This window comes from Ruminococcus sp. OM06-36AC, from assembly GCF_003438725.1.
GTDB classification, from domain to species: Bacteria; Bacillota; Clostridia; order Oscillospirales; family Ruminococcaceae; genus Ruminococcus_C; species Ruminococcus_C callidus.
Genome location: NZ_QSTT01000002.1, coordinates 309759 through 330926, shown reverse-complemented (window position 1 = coordinate 330926; position 21168 = coordinate 309759). Strand labels below are relative to the sequence as shown.

The following is a 21168-nucleotide window of genomic DNA, read 5'->3' as shown; positions in this document are numbered from 1 at the left end:
ATATGCTGGCAAAACGAATTATTCCTTGTCTGGACGTGCGAAACGGAAAAGTGGTCAAAGGTGTAAACTTTGAGGGAATCAAAGATGTTGGCGATCCGGTAGAATGTGCCTACGCCTATAACCAACAGGGTGCAGATGAAATTGTCTTTTACGATATTACTGCGTCTTACGAGGGCAGAGGCGTGATGCTGGACGTGGTACGGGAAACAGCAAAAAAAGTTTTCGTTCCGCTAACCGTCGGCGGCGGCATTAAAACCGTCGATGACATTCGTGAAACGCTCCGTGCCGGTGCAGATAAAGTTTCTGTCAATTCACAGGCAGTGCAAAATCCTCAGCTTATCAAAGAAGGAGCAGATATTTTCGGCTGCCAGTGCATCTGCGTAGGAATTGATGCCAAGAAAGTCGGCGAAAATCAATGGACAGTTTTCATTAACGGTGGCCGTGTAGACATGCACTTGGATTTGATCGACTGGGTAAAACAGTGCGAACAGCTGGGTGCCGGAGAAATCTGCCTGAACTCCATTGACACAGACGGTGTTCGCGGCGGATTTGATTTACCAATGCTGAAGGCGGTTTGTGACGCTGTACAAATTCCAGTTATTGCCAGCGGCGGTGCCGGAAAGTTGTCCGACTTTGCAGAAGCATTTCTGAAAACTGGTTGTTCCGCAGCACTGGCAGCATCGTTGTTCCATTTCCGCGAACTGACTGTACAGGAAGTTAAGGCAGACTGCCGCGCAAAGGGAATTCCTATGCGATAACGATTTGAGGAGAACATTGCACTATGATTTTTCTCATTTTCTGCGTACTTTGTATTCCTATTATTCAACTGATAGGTGGCTGGTGCATGCGATACCACACACCAAAGAAAATCAATAGCTGGATTGGCTATCGCACCACAAATGCAATGAAAAATGCAGATACATGGAAACTTGCCAATCAGTATTGCGGCAAGCTTTGGCTGATGATCGGAACAGTTTCGCTGATTCTTTCTGCGATTATTGGTTTTAGCTGTCTGTTCTTTTCCAAAAAAATTGCCGCCATTTTGATACTGGGAATGATTAGCGTGCAGACACTTGTACTTCTGCTGACAATTCCTTTTGTAGAAGCCAAATTAAAAAGGGAGAACACTTCACATGATAAAAATTGACATCAACGATCTAGACAAATATTTCCAGAAAGGTGAACTGATTCCGGCAATCGCATTTGATGTGGATACTAAAACCGTGCTGATGCTGGCATACATGAATCGGGAAAGCTTACGGAAAACACTGGAAACCGGATACACATGGTACTGGAGCCGTTCCAGACAGGAACTTTGGAACAAGGGTGCCACCAGCGGGCACTTGCAGAAAGTCATTTCTATTTACAGCGACTGCGACAATGATACACTTTTACTGAATGTCAAGCAGACCGGTGTGGCATGCCATACCGGCTCATACAGCTGCTTTTTCAATGAAATGTACCAAAGCGAAGAAGACTGACATTTTAGAAAACGCTGCATATATAAGGGCAATACCGCACAAAGAGCGTCTGGCGACTTTACACACCATCTGCTTGCAAATCTGTCAGAACAGACTCTTTCTTAAGCCAAGTCGAAAAATGCCGTGCAGGACAAATCCTGTGCGGTTATTTTTTGGACGGATAGTCACAAATGAGAGAACTCCTGAATACACTGTAGAGAAGCATTTATCATGCTTGACAGTGATAAAAGGAGGTTTCGCTATGAACCAGCATCATTCTTTGCCGGAATCGTGTGCAAATACAGTTCCGATCAAAGTCAACCGCGTGTTTGACAGCTGCAGCGACAGAGATTGTTTCTCAAATATCCAGATTCTCATGGACGGGGGAGCACTGCCGGAGAATATTACAATGGTCAAAAGCCGGTGCGTTCGTGTGTCCGACATCTGCATGAATATTGAACCGGTACCGTTCAACCGCGGGTTCTATTCTATTGACTTGACCTATACGTTTCGGGTAGAATTCATGGCATATGAACGGGCATGCAGCAGTCCTGTGCTCCTGACCGGAACAGCCTATGCCAGCAAAAATGTGATCCTCTACGGCGGTGAAAGCAACACTCAGACATTTTTCAGCAGCGGAGAACAGCTGGGAGATACCAATGCCTGCTGTGAAACTGTAAATCTGCCCACAGCAGCTGTACAGGTCGTTGCTCCTATCGCATTGGAAGCCAGAATTGGTTCTGTTTGCGGCTCTGACGGCACAACACCAGTTCGCACAGTTATTATGACGCTGGGACTTTTCTCGGTTGTAGAAGTTTTTCGTCCCGTAACCATTCTGGTGCCCACGTATGAGTACACCATTCCCGCAAAGGAATGTCATACCGACACCGAATCTCCCTGTGCTGTTTTTGACAAGATTCGGTTTCCGGCAGAAGAATTTTCACCGTCGGCACTGGACACCATTCCCAAAGAGAAGTGCTGCGGCTGCAATGAACTAACAGAAAACGACGAAAATTCTACATTGGAATAAACAGACAACACCGCCCAGAGCTCGCCTAAGGGCTTTGCACAATTTTTATGTGGTGTTGCCTTTGATCTTATCCAACGCGTACAGGCAAACGGGCGGCAGTTTTGTCGCCCGTTCCTTATTTCAAAGGGGTTTCTCACATGCGAAAACAAGTTTACCGGAAACGCCGTACTCATATCCGTTCCCTGCTCCTTTTTGGAACGGCTATATGCTTACTGCTGGCATTTCTGCTTCGCATAGACCATGCGATCCGTCCCAATCTCTGTGCAGTTTGTGAAAGCGAAACCAAACAGTTTACCGCCGGACTAATGGCAGACAGCATTGCAGAAGTGTTGCAAGATCAACAGATGAAAAATGTCAGCTTTGCTGAACTGACATACGATGCCGCCGGCAATGTCACTACAATGGAAACCCGAACAGACCAGATCAATCGGCTGCAATCTGCAATCTACCGCAACGTACAGCAGCATTTGGAACAGTGCCGTGATGCAGAACTAGAGGTTTCTCTGGGAACTGCATCTGGAGTCTGGCTTTTTGCCGGACGGGGTCCGCATGTTTCTGTGCGGCTTCTGCCGGTAGGGCATGCTTCCGTGAAACTCATCAGTACAATAGAATCTGCCGGCATCAACCAAACTTGCCACACCATACGAGCAGAGGTAACTGCGGAAGTACAGACAGCCATTCCTTTCGCACAGACCACAACAAAAACCACCTATGCATGTCTTCTCTCGGAAACTTTAATTGTCGGAACCGTGCCGGATTCCTACATGGAATTTGAAAGCACGTCGGATTCTGGCGAAAAACAGGATTTCAGAGAATAAAACATGAAATATTTGTAAAAGGTCTAGCATATGACGCGTTTTTGTGGTATAATAAATTGTGTGCCAAAAAAAATGCAGAGCCGCTTTCTGTGGCTCTGCCACACAAGGAGTGTGACCGAATGGACGAAGCAACAGCAAAACAGCGTATGGCGGAATTACAGCAGCAACTGGAACGCTATAACGAAGAATATTATGTACAGGATGCCCCTTCTGTAACAGACTATGAATACGATATGCTTCTACGGGAACTGGAAACATTGGAGCAGCAGTATCCTCAGTTTGCCGCAGCTGATTCGCCAACCAAACACGTTGGCGGAGCAGCGTCCCGCACATTTGAAAAGGTGCCGCACACCGTACAGATGATGAGCTTGCAGGACGTATTTTCCTATGAAGAAATGAACGCTTTTGTACAAAAGTGTCAGGAGGAACTGGAGAATCCAGAGTTCAGCGTAGAGCCGAAAATCGACGGATTATCCGTATCGCTGGAATATACCAACGGCGTATTCACTCGTGGTTCCACCCGCGGGGACGGCTTCGTAGGGGAAGATGTAACAGCAAATCTCATGACGATTGCCAACATTCCCAAGAAGCTGGAACACGCTCCGGCATTTCTGGAAGTCCGCGGCGAAGTATATATGCCGCGAAAAAGTTTTGCTGCATTAGTGGAGCAACAGGAACTGAACGGAGAAACACCGGCAAAAAATCCCCGCAACGCAGCCGCTGGTTCACTGCGGCAGAAAAACGCCGTAGTCACTGCACAACGCAGTCTGGACATCTGGATTTTCAATATCCAGCAGATCGACGGAGAAATTCTTTCAGAACACATTGAATCGTTAGAGTATCTCCGGAAGTTAGGCTTCCCTACAGTTATTCCACACAGCAAACCTTTACGAACCGCAGAGGAAATTCGTGCGGAAATTGCTGCAATCGGTGAAGCCAAGCTGCATTACGCCTATGACACAGACGGCGTAGTTGTCAAAGTGAATTCCTTTGCACAGCGAGAAGAAATGGGAGCGACTTCAAAAGTCCCGAAGTGGGCAGCCGCTTTCAAGTTCCCGCCAGAAGAAAAAGAAACCACACTGCGGGAAATACAGTTGAGTGTAGGGAGAACCGGTGTGATTACACCAGTGGCAATTTTCGATCCGGTACAACTTGCCGGAACCGAAGTAGCACGTGCCACTCTGCACAATCAGGATTTTATCACCGAACGAGATATTCGTCTGGGTGATACCATTGTGGTTCGTAAGGCAGGGGAGATCATTCCGGAAGTACTTCGTGTCAAGTGTCATGCAGAAGGAGCTTTACCGTATCAGTTGCCCAATGCCTGTCCGGTATGTCATACGCCGGCAGTACGCGATCCGGAAGAAGCTGCCATTCGCTGCCCGAATCCAGATTGTCCGGCACAGTTGATGAAACGCATGATCCATTTCGTTTCCAAAGATGCCATGAACATCGACGGACTGGGACCGCAGAATCTGGCTGCCTTACAGGAAAATGGTCTGGTGCATTCTGTGGCAGACTTGTATTCACTAACAAAAAAGGAACTGACCGAACTGGAACGCTTTGCAGAAAAATCTGCGGAAAATCTGGTTCGTGCCATTGCCGCTTCTAAAGAAAATTCTTTGGATCGTCTGGTATTTGCACTGGGTATTCGCGGCATTGGTTCCCGTGCGGCAAAATTGCTCTGTGAACGATTCCCGACTATGGACGCTCTGCTGCACGCAACGGCAAAGGAAATACAGGAAATTGACGGTTTCGGAGAAACCATGGCAGAAAGTGTCGTAAAAGCACTGTCAGAGTCGCATATGCTTCAACTGATTACACACCTGCGGGAAGCAGGCTGTAATATGACCTACCACGGAACGGTGGTAGAAGATCATCGCTTTGCCGGTATGACCTTTGTACTGACCGGAACGCTTTCTACTATGAAACGCAGTGAAGCCAAAGAATTGGTGCTGCGTTACGGCGGAAAAGTCAGCGGCAGTGTTTCGAAAAAAACAACTTTTGTGGTGGCAGGAGAAGCCGCCGGCAGCAAGTTGGACAAGGCAAACGAACTGGGTATTCCGGTTCTTAGCGAAGAAGAATTTCGTCAGAAAATTTTGGAGAACGCAGAAACAAAATAGATTTTTGCGTACTCTGTGAAAGGAACGATAACCATGAAAATTGATATTGCACATATTGCAAAACTTTCCCGACTGCATATCGAGCCGGAGAAAATGGACAAGTTTGAAAAAGATATGGCTGCCATTGTAGATATGGTAGACCGTCTGCCGGACGTGGAAGACGAACTGACACTGGACGCAGAACACCCCATGAAATTGCGGGAAGATGTTGCAGTGGAACATAAATTCCGCCGTGAAGAAATGCTGGCAAATGCACCAGTGGTACAGTCTGGCTGTCTGGTTGTTCCGAAAACGGTAGAATAAGGAGGAGATACACGTGAAGCTATATGAGAAAAATGCCGCAGAACTGTCTGCAATGCTGCAAAAAAAAGAATGCAGTGCAGTTGAACTGACGCAGGACGTTCTGGAACGTATCGAAGAAAAAGAATCTGCTGTCGGCGCCTATGTAACACGTTGCGAAGATTGTCTGGATCAGGCAAAGGCAGTAGACGATGCACGTGCTGCCGGAAAAGAACTGCACCCGCTGGCTGGTATTCCAATTGGCATCAAAGACAACATTTCCACTAAGGGAATTCGTACTACCTGTTCTTCCAAAATGCTTGGAAACTATGTGCCGCCTTTTGATGCAACAGTAATGCAGCCGGTTCGTGAAGCTGGAATGGTGATCACCGGTAAGATGAACATGGACGAGTTCGCCATGGGTTCTTCCACGGAAACTTCCTATTTCCACACTACACACAATCCGCACAATCTGGAGTGCGTACCGGGCGGTTCGTCCGGCGGCAGTGCCGCAGCAGTAGCTGCCGGTGAAGCAATCCTCACACTGGGTTCAGATACCGGCGGATCGATTCGTCAGCCTGCTTCCCTCTGCGGTGTTGTAGGACTGAAGCCGACCTACGGCAGCGTTTCTCGTTATGGTCTGGTGGCATTTGCTTCCTCTCTGGATCAGATCGGTCCGTTTGGAAAGTCGGTCAAAGATGTTGCCCTGCTGCAAAGCCTGATTCAGGGACACGACAACATGGATGCCACTTCTGCATATCGGACATACACTAATCTGTATGACAATCTGAACGGCAACGTACAGGGTCTGCGTATCGGTGTTCCGAAAGAATATTTCGGTGAGGGTATCGATGCAGAAGTCAAGACTGCTGTGCATGCTGCGATCCAGCTGCTGGAGCAGAACGGTGCTACTGTAAAGGAAATTTCTCTCCCCAGCACAGAATATGCGATCAATACTTACTACATCATTGCTTCTGCTGAAGCTTCTTCCAATCTGGCAAGATTTGACGGTGTAAAGTATGGCTTCCGTGCAGAAAATTATGATGGTCTGACAGACATGTATGAAAAGACCAGAAGTGAAGGTTTTGGGGATGAAGTAAAGCGTCGGATTATGCTGGGCACATTCGTGTTAAGTTCCGGTTTCTATGATGCGTACTATAAAAAAGCAAAACTGGTACAGCGTCGCATCGGTCAGGAATTTGCAGTAGCATTTCAGGATTGTGATGTAATTCTGACACCAACTGCACCTTCTGCCGCATTCAAGATCGGTGAAAATATTGGTGATCCGTTGAAAATGTACTACAGCGATGTCTGCACAGTCACTGTCAACATTGCAGGTCTGCCGGCTGTCAGTGTTCCCTGCGGAAAGTCTGCTTCCGGTCTGCCGCTGGGTATGCAGCTGATCGGTAACAAGTTTGCAGAACAGACCATTCTGAACGCAGCATATGGCTATGAACAGCTGGTCGGCGGATTTCACGCCATTGCAGAAACCCTTTGAGCAGGAGGAAGAAATCAATGAAAGATTATGAAATTGTCGTTGGACTGGAAGTCCACGCAGAACTGAATACCAAATCTAAAATTTACTGCAACTGCCGTAACGCATTTGGTCTGGAAGTCAACACACAGGTTTGCCCTGTCTGCATGGGCATGCCGGGTACATTGCCGACACTGAATGAAAAAGTAGTAGAATATGCAATCAAAATGGGACATGCTATGCACTGCCAGATCAACGGTGTTTGCAAACAGGACAGAAAGAATTACTTCTATCCGGATCTGCCGAAGGCATACCAGATTTCTCAAGCAGAAGTACCGCTTTGCGGAAAGGGTTATCTGGACGTTATGGTAGACGGACAGATGAAGAGAATTGGCGTAACCCGTATCCATATCGAAGAAGATGCCGGAAAGCTGCTGCATGACGAGTCTTTCTCTGGTTCCCTGGTCGACCTGAACCGCTGCGGCGTGCCGCTGATCGAAATCGTATCCGAACCGGATATTCGCAGCAGTGCCGAAGCCAAGGCATATCTGGAAACCATCAAATCAATTTTGCAGTATCTGAACATTTCAGACTGCAAGATGCAGGAGGGTTCCATTCGCTGCGATGTCAATGTTTCTGTTCGTGAAAAAGGTGCAACCGAATTTGGTACCCGCTGTGAAATGAAAAATGTCAACAGTTTCAGTGCAGCTGTTCGCGGCATCGAATATGAGGCAAAACGCCAGATAGAAATTCTGGAAGCCGGCGGTGCCATTGCACAGGAAACCCGTCGTTGGGACGATGTCAAGGGTATGAGCATTGTTATGCGTTCAAAGGAAGATGCTCAGGATTACCGGTATTTCCCGGAGCCGGATCTGCTGACCATTGTAGTGCCGGAAGAAAAGATTCAGGCACTGAAGGAAAGTATTCCGGAATTGCCGAATGTAAAGCTACAGCGGTATGTTTTCGATTTCGGTCTTTCCCAGACAGATGCCACACTGATTGCAGAAGACATTTCTCGTTCTAAGATGTTCGATGCCTGCGTTGCACTGGGCACCTGTAAGCCCAAGAGCATCAGCAACTGGATTCTGGCAGATATTGCAAAGTATACCAACGAAACCGGAAAGTCTATTGAAGAAACAGCTCTGACACCAGAACATCTGACTTCTTTGATTGAGCAGGTGGAAAAAGGCGTTATCTCCAACGCTTCTGCAAAGAAAGTATTTGCTGTAATTGTAGAAGAAGACAAGGATCCGCTTGCCATTATCGAAGAAAAGGGCATGAAGCAGAATTCAGACACCGGCTTCTTGGAACAGCTGGCAAAGGACGTACTGGCTCAAAACGAAAAGTCTGTAACCGATTACAAAAACGGAAAAACCAATGCACTGGGCTATCTGGTCGGTCAGTGTATGAAGGCATCTAAGGGCAAGGCAAATCCGGGTATTGTCAAGGAAATTGTCACCAAAATGCTAAATGCATAATCACACATTCGAAAGCACATGATAGAATGCATTTTCTATTTCATGAGAATACATTCTAAAAAATCAAGGCAACAGCATACGATTTGTATACTGTTGCCTTGATTTGCAACTGGATTCAGTTTAAAGCTGTACTTTGGGAAATTCTTTTGTCATGAACGGCGGTGGCGGTGTCTGCACTGTCAATCCATTCAAATCGGCAAGGCAAGAATCCGCATCTGTTTCCAACTGTAATTGATATGCCCACAGCAACTGATGCTTACAGCGGCAGGCACGGTTTTCCCGCATGTTGCCATACTTGGTATCTCCCAGAATCGGCGTGTGAATATGTGCCAGATGTGCACGAATCTGATGCGTTCTGCCGGTAATCAAATCCACTGAAAGTAATGCATGACGTTCATTGGAAGCAAGTACCTCATAACCAGTGATGATTTCTTGAAATCCTTCTTCCGGTGTGTCACGAACCGTGACTGTATTATGGCTGGCTGACTTCTTATGCCATCCGTAAAGCGTCGCTTTCCGCTCCTTTGGTGTACCGACAGTGACACAGAGATATTTTTTGTGTACCTTGTTTTCACGAATCAAACGGTTCACTTCCCGCAGTGCCGCAGCAGTTTTGGCAGCAATGACAATGCCACCAGTATTTCGGTCTAAACGATTGCAGAGTGCCGGTGTAAAACTTTGTTCCTGCTCCGGCTGATATGCACCGTTTTCGTACAGATAGTGCAGTACGCGATTGATAAGAGTATCCGGAATCTGTCGGCTGTCACAATGCACCACCAGACCAACTGGCTTATTTACCAGCAAAATTTGCTCATCTTCGTAGAGGATTTCCAGTTGGTTCGGTGCCTGCAAAAACTCCGGAACACCACTGCGTTCTTCTTCTGTTTTGATAGCAAAATAAGAATCGCTGACAAACAGTGTCACCACATCGCCGGTCACCAACCGCTGATCTGGTGTACAGCGTTTTCGATTCACTTTAATGTGCTTGGTACGAATCCACTTGTAGCAAAGACTTTTTGGCAGTTCCGGCAACGTTTTTTGTAAAAAGCGATCCAAACGCTGGTCGCTGTCGTTTTCCTGTATGCAAAATTCTCTCATGGTTGTAAATTGCTGCGAAAGCAGCACTCCTTTTTCTGTTATTGATTCTATTATAGCATATTTCTGCTTAAAAGAAAAGGGCTATGAGCGTGCACACATGAATTTTTATGGCAACACCGTACAAAGCTTGTGTGTAAGATGCGTAGTCAGATTTTTCGGCAATATGACAGCTTTGTGTAGTGTTGCCTTATATTTTACCTGATGATAGGAGGCTTTATCATGGAACAGTCTAAAAAAGAAATCCAGAATCTGAAACAACCTGCGGACAAGCGGAACGTTTCGAATTCGGATACTGCTGTTTCCAAGAAAAAACACAGCCATGCCGGTCATCGGGAACGCATGCGGCTTCGTTTTCAAAAAAGCGGGTTAGAAAGTTTTCAGCCACACGAGATTCTGGAATTGTTGCTATTCTATGCTTTGCCGCGAGTAGACACAAATCCCATTGCACATGATTTGATTGCAGAGTTTCATTCACTTTCCGGTGTGCTGGACGCGGACATACAGGATTTAAAACGTATCAAAGGCATCAGCGAAAACGCAGCCATATTTCTGAAGTTGCTTCCGCAGCTTTGCCAGCAGTACCAGTTGGATAAACTGCGGGAACATGTTGCGTTAGACAGCACACAAAAATTGTGTGCCTATGTGCAAGCAAAACTTTCCGCGACAGTGGAAGAAAAGGTGCTTCTGCTCTGTCTGGACGAGCACTTGCATTTGCTGCACTGCGAAACAATCTCCACCGGCACTGCACAAAGAGCCGCACTGGATATACATCGCATTGTGGAATGTGCAATACGCATGCGGAGCAGCCGTGTAGTGCTGGCACATAATCACCCGCAGGGACAGGCAGCCTTTTCTGATGCTGATCTGTTTGCCACCCAACAGCTGCGGCGGATACTGGACAGTATGCAAATACAACTGTTGGATCATATTGTATTGGGAAAACAGGGAGATACAATTTCCATGCGGCAAGTCATGGGCTGGAGCGATTCATAAAATGCTTTGAAGGAGGGAACCAAATGGATCATTTTGATTTGCATGCACCATTTTCGCCTACCGGTGACCAACCGGAAGCGATTGCCAAACTGGTGCAGGGAATTCGGGACGGTGACCACGAGCAGACTTTACTGGGCGTTACCGGTTCCGGTAAAACGTACACCATTGCCAATGTCATCGCACAGGTGAACAAACCGACTCTGGTGTTGGCTCACAATAAAATTCTGGCAGCACAGCTTTGTTCAGAGTTTCGGGAATTTTTCCCGAATAATGCCGTAGAATATTTTGTGTCCTATTACGATTACTATCAACCGGAAGCCTATATTCCCAGCACGGACAGCTATATCGAAAAAGACTCCTCGATCAATGACGAGATCGACAAAATGCGGCACAGTGCCACAGCGGCACTGGCAGAGCGAAAAGATGTCATCATTGTCGCCAGCGTTTCCTGTATCTATTCCCTGGGCAGTCCGGAAGAATATCGTTCCATGATGGTTTCTATTCGTGTGGGAATGGAAAAGTCCAGAGATCAACTGATTGACCAACTAGTTGCAATTCAATATGAACGAAATGACATCAATTTTGTCCGCAATAAATTCCGCGTTCGCGGCGACGTAGTAGAAATCTTCCCGGCATCTTCCACTGACAAGGCAATTCGCGTAGAATATTTCGGAGATGAAATTGACCGCATCTGCGAGATCAATGTGGTTTCCGGAGAAGTTACAGCAACCATGCAGTATGCGGCAATTCTGCCGGCATCGCATTATGTTGTGGGAAGCGAAAAAGTGACCAAAGCTGTCAAAGAAATACGTCAGGAGATGCTGCAACGGGTGGCGTGGTTCTCCGCCAATCACAAACTGATCGAAGCACAGCGAATCCAACAGCGTACACAGTACGACATGGAAATGCTGGAGGAAATCGGTTTTTGCAGCGGCATCGAAAACTATTCTCGTGTATTAGCCGGCAGACCGGCAGGCAGTGTACCCTATACGTTGTTAGATCACTTTCCGGAAGATTTTCTATTGGTGGTCGATGAAAGTCATGTGACACTGCCGCAGGTTCGTGCCATGTACGCCGGCGACAGAGCCAGAAAGCAAACGCTGGTGGACTATGGATTCCGGCTGCCCAGTGCGTTCGACAACCGCCCGCTGAATTTCGAGGAATTCTACAGCCATGTGCATCAGGCAATCTATGTCAGTGCAACCCCCGGACCATTTGAAAAAGAGCATTCTGTACAGACCGTAGAACAGGTGATTCGCCCCACCGGTTTGCTGGATCCGGAAATCACTGTGCGTCCGGTAGACGGACAGATTGAAGATCTGTTTTCAGAAATCAATCTCCGTGCAGAAAAAAATGAGCGTGTACTTGTTACAACACTGACTAAAAAAATGGCAGAAGACCTGACGGCTTATTTGGAACGTATGGGCGTTCGGGTTCGGTATCTGCACCATGATATAGATACTGTAGAACGTATGGAAATTATCCGCGATCTGCGGCTGGGAGAATTTGATGTGCTGGTTGGCATCAACCTGCTCCGTGAAGGACTGGACATTCCGGAAGTTTCTCTGGTAGCCATTCTGGATGCGGATAAGGAGGGGTTCCTGCGAAGTGAAACCTCTATGATCCAGACAATCGGACGTGCCGCACGAAATGCACACGGACAAGTTATCATGTACGCCGACGAGATAACCGGTTCTATGGAACGGGCAATCACAGAAACAGAACGCCGTCGTGCCAAGCAACAAGCCTATAATGAAGCACACGGCATCATTCCGAAAACCATTCAAAAAGATGTGCGTGATGTCATTGAAATTACCACAAAAACAGAAGTGGAAAAGAAAACAACTGGCAAGAAGTTACGCGGCAAAGAAAAACGTGCATTGATCGAACAGCTGACTGTCCAGATGAAAGAAGCTGCAAAATTGTTGGAATTCGAACACGCCGCATATCTGCGGGATAAAATCAAAAAGCTGGAGGAGGAACAATAATTCATGTTGGATAAAATTGTTGTACGCGGTGCAAGAGCGAACAATCTGAAAAATATTGATGTGGAGATCCCACGAGATAAACTGGTAGTCATGACCGGACTTTCCGGCTCCGGAAAATCTTCTCTGGCATTTGACACCATCTTCGCAGATGGACAGCGTCGCTATATGGAAAGTCTCTCGTCTTATGCACGGCAGTTTCTGGGGCAAATGGAAAAACCTGATGTGGACAGCATCGAAGGCTTATCGCCGGCAATTTCCATCGATCAGAAAACCACTTCCAAAAACCCGCGTTCCACAGTGGGAACCGTAACTGAAATCTATGATTATCTCCGTCTGCTCTATGCCCGTATCGGCATTCCTCATTGTCCTGTCTGTGGCAGAGAAATTAAACAGCAGTCTGTTGATGAAATTGTAGACCGCATTCTGGCACTGGAGGCGGGAACACGAATTCAACTTCTGGCACCCATTGTCCGCGGGAAGAAGGGGCAGCATCTAAAAGCATTAGAAACGGCAAAGAAGTCTGGTTATGTTCGCGTTCGCATAGATGGAAATCAATACGATTTGTCTGAGCAAATCACGCTGGAAAAAAATAAAAAGCATACCATTGAAATCATTGTAGACCGACTTGTAGTAAAGCCGACAATCCGTCCGCGACTGACTGACAGTCTGGAAACAGTGCTCGCTTTGACAGGGGGATTAGCAGTTGTAGACGTGATTGGCGGAGAAGAAATGCTGTTCTCACAAAGTTATGCTTGTCCGGAACATGGCGTTTCCGTCGAAGAACTGACTCCTCGTATGTTCTCTTTCAACAATCCATTCGGAGCGTGTCCGCACTGTACCGGTTTGGGCGTATTTCAGGAAATTGATCCGAAGCTGGTGGTTCCGAATCGTGACTTGAGTATTCGTCAGGGTGCTATTAAGGCAGTGGGGTGGAATAGTCTGGACGACAATTCCATTGCTATGATGTATTATCAGGCAATCTCCGAAAAATACGGCATTTCTTTAGATGTTCCTGTAAAGGAACTCTCCAAGGAACAGCTGAACTTATTTTTGTACGGCACAAAAGAAGATCCACTGTTTCTGCATCGCACCACAGCCGGCGGCAGAACTGAGGGATTCCGTGCTCCGTTTGAAGGTGTAATTCCCAATCTGAAACGACGATTCGCAGACGGCGGGGAATGGGCAAAGGAAGAAATCAGCAGTGTGATGAGTGATGTAGCTTGTCCGGTGTGCCACGGCAAACGTTTGAAGCCGGAAGTACTGGCGGTTACAGTTGGTGACAAAAACATTATCGATCTGACTGAACTTTCCGTTACAAAAGCACTGGACTTCTTTGCTCAGCTGCAATTAACAGAACGGGAGCAATTTATTGCCGCACGAATCGTAAAGGAGATTCGGGAACGACTGGGATTCCTGAATAATGTGGGACTGGAATATCTGACACTTTCCCGCAATGCCGGTACGCTTTCCGGTGGCGAAAGCCAACGTATCCGCTTGGCAACACAAATCGGCTCCTATCTAATGGGCGTACTGTATATTCTGGACGAACCCAGTATTGGATTGCATCAACGGGATAACGATAAATTGATCGATACGCTGAAACGTCTGCGGGATTTGGGCAATACGCTGATCGTGGTAGAACATGACGATGACACCATTCTGGCAGCAGACTATGTGGTAGACATCGGTCCCGGTGCAGGAATTCACGGAGGAAATGTTGTCTATTCCGGTGATGTTCAGGGATTGCTTGCCTGCGAAAAATCGATTACCGGTCAATATCTCAGCGGGCAGCGAAAAATCCCGCTTCCCAAGGAACGCCGTACCGGAAACGGAAATATGCTAACCATTCATGGTGCAAGAGAGCATAACTTGAAAAACATTGATGTTTCCATTCCTCTTGGTGTATTTACCTGTGTAACTGGTGTTTCCGGCTCTGGAAAGTCCTCGCTGGTCAACGAGATTTTGTATAAATATCTGGCGGCAAGGCTGAACCGTGCAAGAACCCGCCACGGAGATTTTGACAGCATGGAGGGAACGGAGTTTCTGGACAAGGTCATTGACATTGACCAGTCGCCGATTGGACGGACACCTCGTTCCAATCCAGCAACCTATACCGGTGTATTTACCGACATTCGGGAACTGTTTGCCAAAACCAATGATGCCAAAGCCAAGGGCTATACCGCAGGACGTTTCTCTTTCAATGTCAAAGGAGGCAGATGCGAAGCATGTCAGGGCGACGGTATCCTGCGAATTGAAATGCACTTTCTGCCAGATGTTTACGTTCCCTGCGAAGTCTGCAAAGGAAAACGCTACAATCGAGAAACGCTGGCGGTAGAGTACAAGGGAAAGTCTATCTATGATGTACTGGAAATGACAGTAGATGAAGGCGTGGTATTCTTTGAAAATCACCCGAAAATTGCCCGAAAGTTGAAAACGCTGCAGGAAGTAGGACTGGGCTATCTGAAAATCGGTCAGCCGGCAACCACGCTCTCCGGCGGGGAAGCACAGCGTGTCAAACTTGCAACAGAACTTTCCAAACGTCCCACTGGAAGAACCATTTATATTCTGGACGAACCGACTACAGGCTTGCATACTGCCGATGTACACCGTCTGATCGAAGTACTTCAGCGTCTGACTGATACTGGGAATACTGTTGTAGTAATTGAACACAATCTAAATGTTATCAAGGTGGCAGACTGGATCGTAGATCTCGGACCAGAGGGTGGCGACCGCGGCGGCACCGTTGTTGTCAGCGGTACACCGGAACAGGTAGCAGCCTGTGCAGATTCTTACACAGGCAAGTACCTCAAGCCGTATCTGGAAAACTAAGGGAAACGTTGGAGAAAGTCAATCCACCTGCAAATTTTCCCGCAAAACTGGCGGATTTCCAAAAAAATCAGATTTTCCCACAATAGATTTTGGGCTTTTTAGAAAATCTCACGGAAAAGCTTGCAAATTTTTGTGAAATGGTGTATAATAAAACTGTATGAAATGCACCAACCGCATTTCAGAAAAATCGTTAAATTTCAGGCTGTATCGGATAATATATGAATTTCCCTTTCACGATGCAGTCTATCGCAGAAAGGATGTCAAACAAATGGCAGAGTTAAACAAGGTATCTGTAGACGATCTGAAAGTGACCGGCAAACGTGTTCTGGTTCGCGTGGACTTCAATGTTCCGATGAAGGACGGCGTTATCACAAATGATAACCGTATTCAGGCAGCACTGCCGACCATCAACAAGCTGGTTTCTGAAGGTGCAAAGGTAATTCTGTGCTCTCATCTGGGCAAGCCGAAGAATGGTCCGGAGGAAAAGTTCTCTCTGAAGGCTGCTGCTGCTCGTCTGGCTGAACTGGTTTCCGCAAAGGTTACTTTTGTTCCGTCTGATGTTGTTGTAGATGATACTGTAAGAACTGCTGTAGACAAAATGCAGAACGGTGAGATCGTTGTTCTGGAAAACACCCGTTTCCGCAAGGAAGAAACCAAGAACATCGAATCCTTCAGCAAGGATCTGGCTTCTATCGCTGATGCATTTGTTATGGACGCATTCGGCAGTGCACACAGAGCACACTGCTCCACTGTCGGCGTAACAGAATTCGTAAAGGAAACTGCTGTCGGCTATCTGATGCAGAAGGAGATCAAGTTCCTCGGCAATGCTGTTGAAAATCCGGTTCGCCCGTTCGTTGCAATTCTGGGCGGTGCAAAGGTTGCAGATAAGCTGAACGTTATCTCCAACCTGCTGGAAAAGTGCGACACCCTGATTATCGGCGGCGGTATGGCTTATACCTTCCTGAAGGCACAGGGCTATGAAGTTGGTACTTCTCTGGTAGATGACACCAAGATCGACTATTGCAAGGAAATGCTGGAAAAGGCAAAGGCAAACGGCAAGGCTCTGCTGCTGCCGGTAGACACCGTAACTGCTTCTGAATTCCCGAACCCGATCGATGCTGCAATCGAAGTTGTTACCTATGATTCCAACAAGATTCCGGCAGACAGAATGGGTCTGGATATTGGCGAAAAGACACAGGCTCTGTTTGCAGATGCAGTTAAGACTGCAAAGACTGTTGTATGGAACGGACCGATGGGCGTATTCGAAAACCCGATTTTGAACAAGGGTACTGTTGCTGTTGCACAGGCTCTGGCAGATACTGATGCTACCACCATCATCGGCGGCGGCGACTCCGCAGCAGCAGTAATGCAGCTGGGCTTCGCAGACAAGATGAGCCACATTTCCACTGGCGGCGGTGCATCTCTGGAATATCTGGAAGGCAAGGTTCTGCCGGGCGTTGCAGCAATCGCTGACAAGGACTAATCAAAATAAGAACGCAGCTGTTTTGTGCTGCTACAAACAGGAGGATTCTGTGAAAATGGAAACCTCCGTTTGTGCTGTCTTGGGAAAGGAATGATACCATGAAAAAATGGGAAGTGCAGGATTCTGTCAAAAATGCGTTTTTGAATCCGGCTGCTGCATTTGCACTGGGTGCATTTTGCGGTCTGGCAATCGGAATGCTCTGTATGCCTTTTTCCAAAGGCATCGTCATCGGCAGCTATAATGGAAGCAACAACAAGGAATCCCACGAAGAAGGGGATTATATTACAGATGCAGAAGCATCAGAATCATCAGAAAAGAGGAATTTGTCATGAACAAGGCACTGAGAAAGGCAATTATTGCCGGCAACTGGAAGATGAACAAGAACCGCAAGGAAGCAGCAGAACTGATCAACGCTCTGAAGCCGATCGCAGCTGACAAGACCTGTGGTGTTATCATTTGTGTACCGTTTACCAATCTGGAAACCGCACTGTCCCTGACTGAGGGCACAAATATCGAAGTTGGTGCAGAGAACGTACATTTCGAAAAGAGTGGTGCATTCACCGGCGAAATTTCCGCTGATATGCTGACCGAAATGGGCGTAAAGTATGTCATCGTTGGTCACTCTGAACGCAGACAGTACTTCGGCGAAACCGATGAAACTGTAAATAAGCGTACTACTGCTGCAATTGAAGCTGGCATGACTGTTATCCTGTGCGTTGGTGAAACACTGGCAGAACGGGAACTGGGCATCACAGAAGAAGTTGTTGCAAAGCAGGTAAAGGTTGCTCTGCACGGTCTGACTGCAGATCAGGTAAAGAATATCGTTATCGCTTATGAGCCGGTATGGGCAATTGGCACTGGTAAGACTGCTACTGCAGAACAGGCTGAAGAAGTTTGTGCATTTATCCGTGCAACTGTTGCTTCTCTGTACGATCAGGCAATTGCAAACGGTATGACTATTCAGTACGGCGGTTCTATGAACGAAAAGAACTGTGCAGAACTGCTGGCAAAGGAAAACATCGACGGTGGTCTGATCGGCGGTGCTTCTCTGGTTGCTGAAAAGTTCGGCGTACTGCTGGCAGAAGCTTCTAAGTAATCTAAAATTTTAGGCAATACCATATAATAAAACGGGTGTTACCTTTATCCAATACGCAATCAGGCAGTGCCGTACAGAGCCGTAAGGTGACTGCACGGTGCTGCCTTTTTGGAAGAAAAGGAGAAATACAACATGAGCAAAAAACCTGTTGCATTGATTATCATGGACGGCTTTGGTCATAATCCCAGTGATTACGGCAATGCAATCCACGCAGCAAAGAAGCCAAATCTGGACAAATATATGCAGGGCCCGAATACCCTGATCGGTGCCAGCGGGCTGGACGTTGGTCTTCCGGACGGTCAAATGGGCAACTCGGAAGTTGGTCACACTAACATCGGTGCCGGCAGAATCGTTTATCAGATGCTGGTAAAGATTACAAAGGATATTGAGGACGGCAAGTTCTTCGAAAATCCTGCAATTTCCGCAGCAATGGACGCTTGCAAAGAAAAGGGAACTGCTCTGCACCTGATGGGTCTGCTCTCTCCGGGCGGCGTGCACAGCCACATTTCTCACCTGTACGGACTACTGGAAATGGCAAAGCAAAAGGGTCTGTCCAAGGTATATGTACATGCATTTCTGGACGGCCGTGACGAACCGCCGGCATCTGCCGCTGGTTTCATGAAGGAAGCAGTTGCCAAGCTGAATGAAATCGGCGTTGGTAAAATTGCCACCATTTCTGGTCGTTATTATGCAATGGATCGTGACAATGCATGGGATCGTGTAGAAAAGGCATATGATGCAATGGTTCTGGGCGAGGGTGTACAGACCACTGCTGATCCGGTAAAGGCAATCGAGGACAGCTATGCTAACGATGTTACCGACGAATTTATGCTGCCGACCGTTTTGGAAAAGGACGGCACTGTTAAGGCAGGGGACAGCATGGTATTCTTCAACTTCCGTCCGGACCGTGCAAGACAGCTGACACGTTGCTTCGTAGATCCAGATTTCAACGGCTTCGAGAGAAAGAATGGTTATTTCCCGGTACAGTTCGTTTGCATGGCTCAGTATGATGCATCCATGCCGAACGTTTCCGTTGCATATCCGCCGGAAGATCTGCACATGACACTGGGTGAATACCTGAGTAAGTGCGGCAAGACACAGCTTCGTATTGCAGAAACACAGAAGTATGCACACGTTACATTCTTCTTCAACGGCGGCAGAGAACAGACCTTTGACGGAGAAGACCGCATTCTGGTCAAGAGCCCTGACGTTCCGACTTTCGATCTGAAACCGGAAATGAGTGCATACGAAGTAACAGATAAGGTTGTTGAAGCAATCGACAGCGATAAGTATGATGTCATCATTCTGAACTATGCAAACTGCGATATGGTTGGGCATACCGGTGTCTTTGATGCCGCAGTCAAGGCTGTAGAAGCAGTAGACACTTGTGTTGGTCGCATGGTTGATGCAATCATGAAAAAGGACGGTATCGCATTCATCACCGCTGATCACGGCAATGCTGACAAGATGCTGGAAGCAGACGGCACACCGTTCACTGCACACACTACCAATCCGGTACCGTTTATCGTAGTTGGCAAGGATTGCAAGCTTCGCGAAGGCGGCGTTTTGGCAGATATTGCTCCGACAATGCTGGAGGCAATGGAACTGCCGCAGCCGGAAGAAATGACTGGCAAGAGCCTGTTCGCGTAAATCATAACTTTAGTAAATTTCGCATAAAAAAGCACTTGTACAATATTCTGTACAAGTGCTTTTTGCATTTCATATAGATATATATCAATTAGAAATCAATTTCCGTGTCGTAGTAGCAAGCTTTCAGCAGCTTTTCCATTTCTTCTTGAGAGGGTTGACGCGGATTGGAACCAGTGCAGGCATCGGCGATAGCATTCTTTGCCACTTCCGGCAGCTTTTCCAAAAATTCCTTTTCATCAATGATAGAAGTATCTGCCTTTACGCCGCTCTTACCGTAATTCTTAATGCCCTGCGGAATATCCAACTGGTCATTCATGGAACGGAGTTCTGCAATCAACGAATCAACTTTTTCCTCTGTTGTTGCACCAGACAAACCAATAAAGGATGCGATTTCTGCGTACCGATTTGCAGCTTCTTCATTTTTCGAATTATACTTGATGACCTTTGGCAGATACATTGCATTGGCACAACCGTGAATGATGTGGTCGCCGGTATAAGCCGCACCAGTCTTGTGTGCCATAGAGTGTACGATACCCAACAGTGCATTTGAGAATGCCATACCAGCCAAGCACTGTGCATCATGCATTGCCGCACGAGCTTCCATATCTCCGTCGTAAGACTTCTTCAAGTTGTTATGAATCATCTTGATTGCATGCAGTGCCAACGGGTCAGTATAATTGCAGTGCAGGGTGGATACATATGCCTCGATCGCATGTGTCATAGCGTCCATACCAGTATGTGCAACCAGCTTTTTCGGCATAGTTTCTGCCAGTTCCGGATCTACAATGGCAACGTCCGGCGTGATATTAAAGTCAGCCAACGGATACTTAATGCCTTTGTGATAGTCCGTAATTACAGAAAATGCAGTTACTTCTGTCGCAGTACCCGATGTAGACGGAATTGCACAAAATTTTGCTTTTGTTCGCAATGTCGGAAAGCTAAACGGTGTAATGATTTCTTCAAATGTAGTATCCGGATACTCATAGAATACCCACATCGCCTTTGCAGCATCAATCGGAGAGCCACCACCCATGGCAACGATCCAATCCGGCTGGAATTTCCGCATTACTTCTGCACCCTTCATTACGGTTTCTACAGAAGGATCCGGTTCAACACCTTCAAACAACTCCACTTCCATGCCGGCTTCTTTCAAATAAGCCACCGCCTTGTCCAAAAAGCCAAACCGCTTCATGGAACCGCCGCCAACAACTACAATTGCTTTTTTGCCAGTCAGCGTTTTTAATGTTTCCAAAGAACCTGTGCCATGATACAAATCTCTTGGCAATGTAAATCTACCCATGATACAAATACCTCCAGTGTACACGAGTTTCCGGAGCATTTCCCAGCAAACTCTTTTGACAATATTCTT

18 protein-coding genes are annotated in these 21168 nt (G+C 47.1%); 16 read left to right on the top strand and 2 right to left on the bottom strand.

Annotated elements, in window-relative coordinates; translation table 11 throughout:
* Positions 1 to 2 precede the first annotated feature (2 nt).
* The 9 genes from hisF to gatB all read left to right on the top strand — a co-directional run bounded on the left by hisF (position 3) and on the right by gatB (position 8662).
* Positions 3 to 758, top strand: coding sequence for an imidazole glycerol phosphate synthase subunit HisF (gene hisF / locus DXB92_RS03500; protein ID WP_117732433.1), 756 nt, complete (start codon positions 3 to 5; stop codon positions 756 to 758).
* 23 nt (positions 759 to 781) lie between these two features.
* The gene (locus tag DXB92_RS03495) at positions 782 to 1147 is read left to right on the top strand and encodes an SdpI family protein (protein WP_117732431.1); all 366 of its coding nucleotides are present in this window, start codon (positions 782 to 784) and stop codon (positions 1145 to 1147) included.
* Positions 1134 to 1481, top strand: coding sequence for a phosphoribosyl-AMP cyclohydrolase (gene hisI / locus DXB92_RS03490; RefSeq protein ID WP_021682237.1), 348 nt, complete (start codon positions 1134 to 1136; stop codon positions 1479 to 1481). Before DXB92_RS03495 ends, hisI begins: the two co-directional genes overlap by 14 nt.
* Positions 1482 to 1722: 241 nt before the next feature.
* The gene (locus tag DXB92_RS03485; RefSeq protein WP_117732429.1) at positions 1723 to 2490 is read left to right on the top strand and encodes a hypothetical protein; all 768 of its coding nucleotides are present in this window, start codon (positions 1723 to 1725) and stop codon (positions 2488 to 2490) included.
* A gap of 137 nt (positions 2491 to 2627) precedes the next feature.
* Positions 2628 to 3308: a sporulation protein YunB gene (yunB, locus tag DXB92_RS03480; protein ID WP_117732427.1), complete on the top strand. Its 681-nt coding sequence runs from the start codon at positions 2628 to 2630 to the stop codon at positions 3306 to 3308.
* 119 nt (positions 3309 to 3427) lie between these two features.
* Entirely contained in the window at positions 3428 to 5431 is a 2004-nt protein-coding gene (gene ligA, locus DXB92_RS03475; RefSeq protein WP_117732425.1) for an NAD-dependent DNA ligase LigA, read from the top strand.
* A 33-nt stretch (positions 5432 to 5464) separates the two neighbouring features.
* On the top strand, positions 5465 to 5734 hold the full coding sequence (gene gatC, locus DXB92_RS03470; RefSeq protein ID WP_021682241.1) for an Asp-tRNA(Asn)/Glu-tRNA(Gln) amidotransferase subunit GatC: 270 nt from the start codon (positions 5465 to 5467) through the stop codon (positions 5732 to 5734).
* A 13-nt stretch (positions 5735 to 5747) separates the two neighbouring features.
* On the top strand, positions 5748 to 7208 hold the full coding sequence (gene gatA / locus DXB92_RS03465) for an Asp-tRNA(Asn)/Glu-tRNA(Gln) amidotransferase subunit GatA (RefSeq protein WP_117732423.1): 1461 nt from the start codon (positions 5748 to 5750) through the stop codon (positions 7206 to 7208).
* A gap of 17 nt (positions 7209 to 7225) precedes the next feature.
* A complete protein-coding gene (gene gatB, locus DXB92_RS03460; protein ID WP_117732421.1) occupies positions 7226 to 8662 on the top strand; it encodes an Asp-tRNA(Asn)/Glu-tRNA(Gln) amidotransferase subunit GatB in 1437 nt (478 codons plus the stop codon).
* Between the two features lie 120 nt (positions 8663 to 8782).
* On the opposite strand, the gene DXB92_RS03455 is transcribed toward gatB, so the two are convergent.
* Positions 8783 to 9760 carry an RluA family pseudouridine synthase gene (locus DXB92_RS03455; RefSeq protein ID WP_117732419.1) on the bottom strand — a complete coding sequence of 326 codons (978 nt, stop codon included), beginning with the start codon at positions 9758 to 9760 and terminating at the stop codon, positions 8783 to 8785.
* Positions 9761 to 9979: 219 nt separating this feature from the next.
* On the opposite strand from DXB92_RS03455, the gene DXB92_RS03450 reads away from it, so the two are divergent.
* From DXB92_RS03450 to gpmI, 7 genes are all read left to right on the top strand, one after another.
* Positions 9980 to 10753, top strand: a complete 774-nt coding sequence (locus tag DXB92_RS03450; protein ID WP_181976881.1) for a JAB domain-containing protein — start codon at positions 9980 to 9982, stop codon at positions 10751 to 10753.
* Between the two features lie 23 nt (positions 10754 to 10776).
* Positions 10777 to 12741, top strand: a complete 1965-nt coding sequence (gene uvrB / locus DXB92_RS03445) for an excinuclease ABC subunit UvrB (protein ID WP_117732416.1) — start codon at positions 10777 to 10779, stop codon at positions 12739 to 12741.
* A 3-nt stretch (positions 12742 to 12744) separates the two neighbouring features.
* Positions 12745 to 15570 (top strand): excinuclease ABC subunit UvrA, encoded by a 2826-nt coding sequence (gene uvrA, locus DXB92_RS03440; protein ID WP_117732414.1) that lies wholly within the window; start codon positions 12745 to 12747, stop codon positions 15568 to 15570.
* A 268-nt stretch (positions 15571 to 15838) separates the two neighbouring features.
* Positions 15839 to 17053, top strand: coding sequence for a phosphoglycerate kinase (locus tag DXB92_RS03435; protein WP_040647570.1), 1215 nt, complete (start codon positions 15839 to 15841; stop codon positions 17051 to 17053).
* Between the two features lie 98 nt (positions 17054 to 17151).
* A complete protein-coding gene (locus DXB92_RS03430) occupies positions 17152 to 17385 on the top strand; it encodes a hypothetical protein (protein ID WP_021682250.1) in 234 nt (77 codons plus the stop codon).
* A complete protein-coding gene (gene tpiA / locus DXB92_RS03425; RefSeq protein WP_021682251.1) occupies positions 17382 to 18149 on the top strand; it encodes a triose-phosphate isomerase in 768 nt (255 codons plus the stop codon). The genes DXB92_RS03430 and tpiA overlap by 4 nt, the downstream gene beginning before the upstream one ends.
* Positions 18150 to 18281: 132 nt before the next feature.
* Positions 18282 to 19799: a 2,3-bisphosphoglycerate-independent phosphoglycerate mutase gene (gene gpmI / locus DXB92_RS03420; RefSeq protein WP_117732412.1), complete on the top strand. Its 1518-nt coding sequence runs from the start codon at positions 18282 to 18284 to the stop codon at positions 19797 to 19799.
* Between the two features lie 88 nt (positions 19800 to 19887).
* Here gpmI and DXB92_RS03415 read toward each other — a convergent pair whose 3' ends face one another.
* Positions 19888 to 21099: an iron-containing alcohol dehydrogenase gene (locus DXB92_RS03415; protein ID WP_117732410.1), complete on the bottom strand. Its 1212-nt coding sequence runs from the start codon at positions 21097 to 21099 to the stop codon at positions 19888 to 19890.
* Between the last annotated feature and the right edge of the window lie 69 nt (positions 21100 to 21168).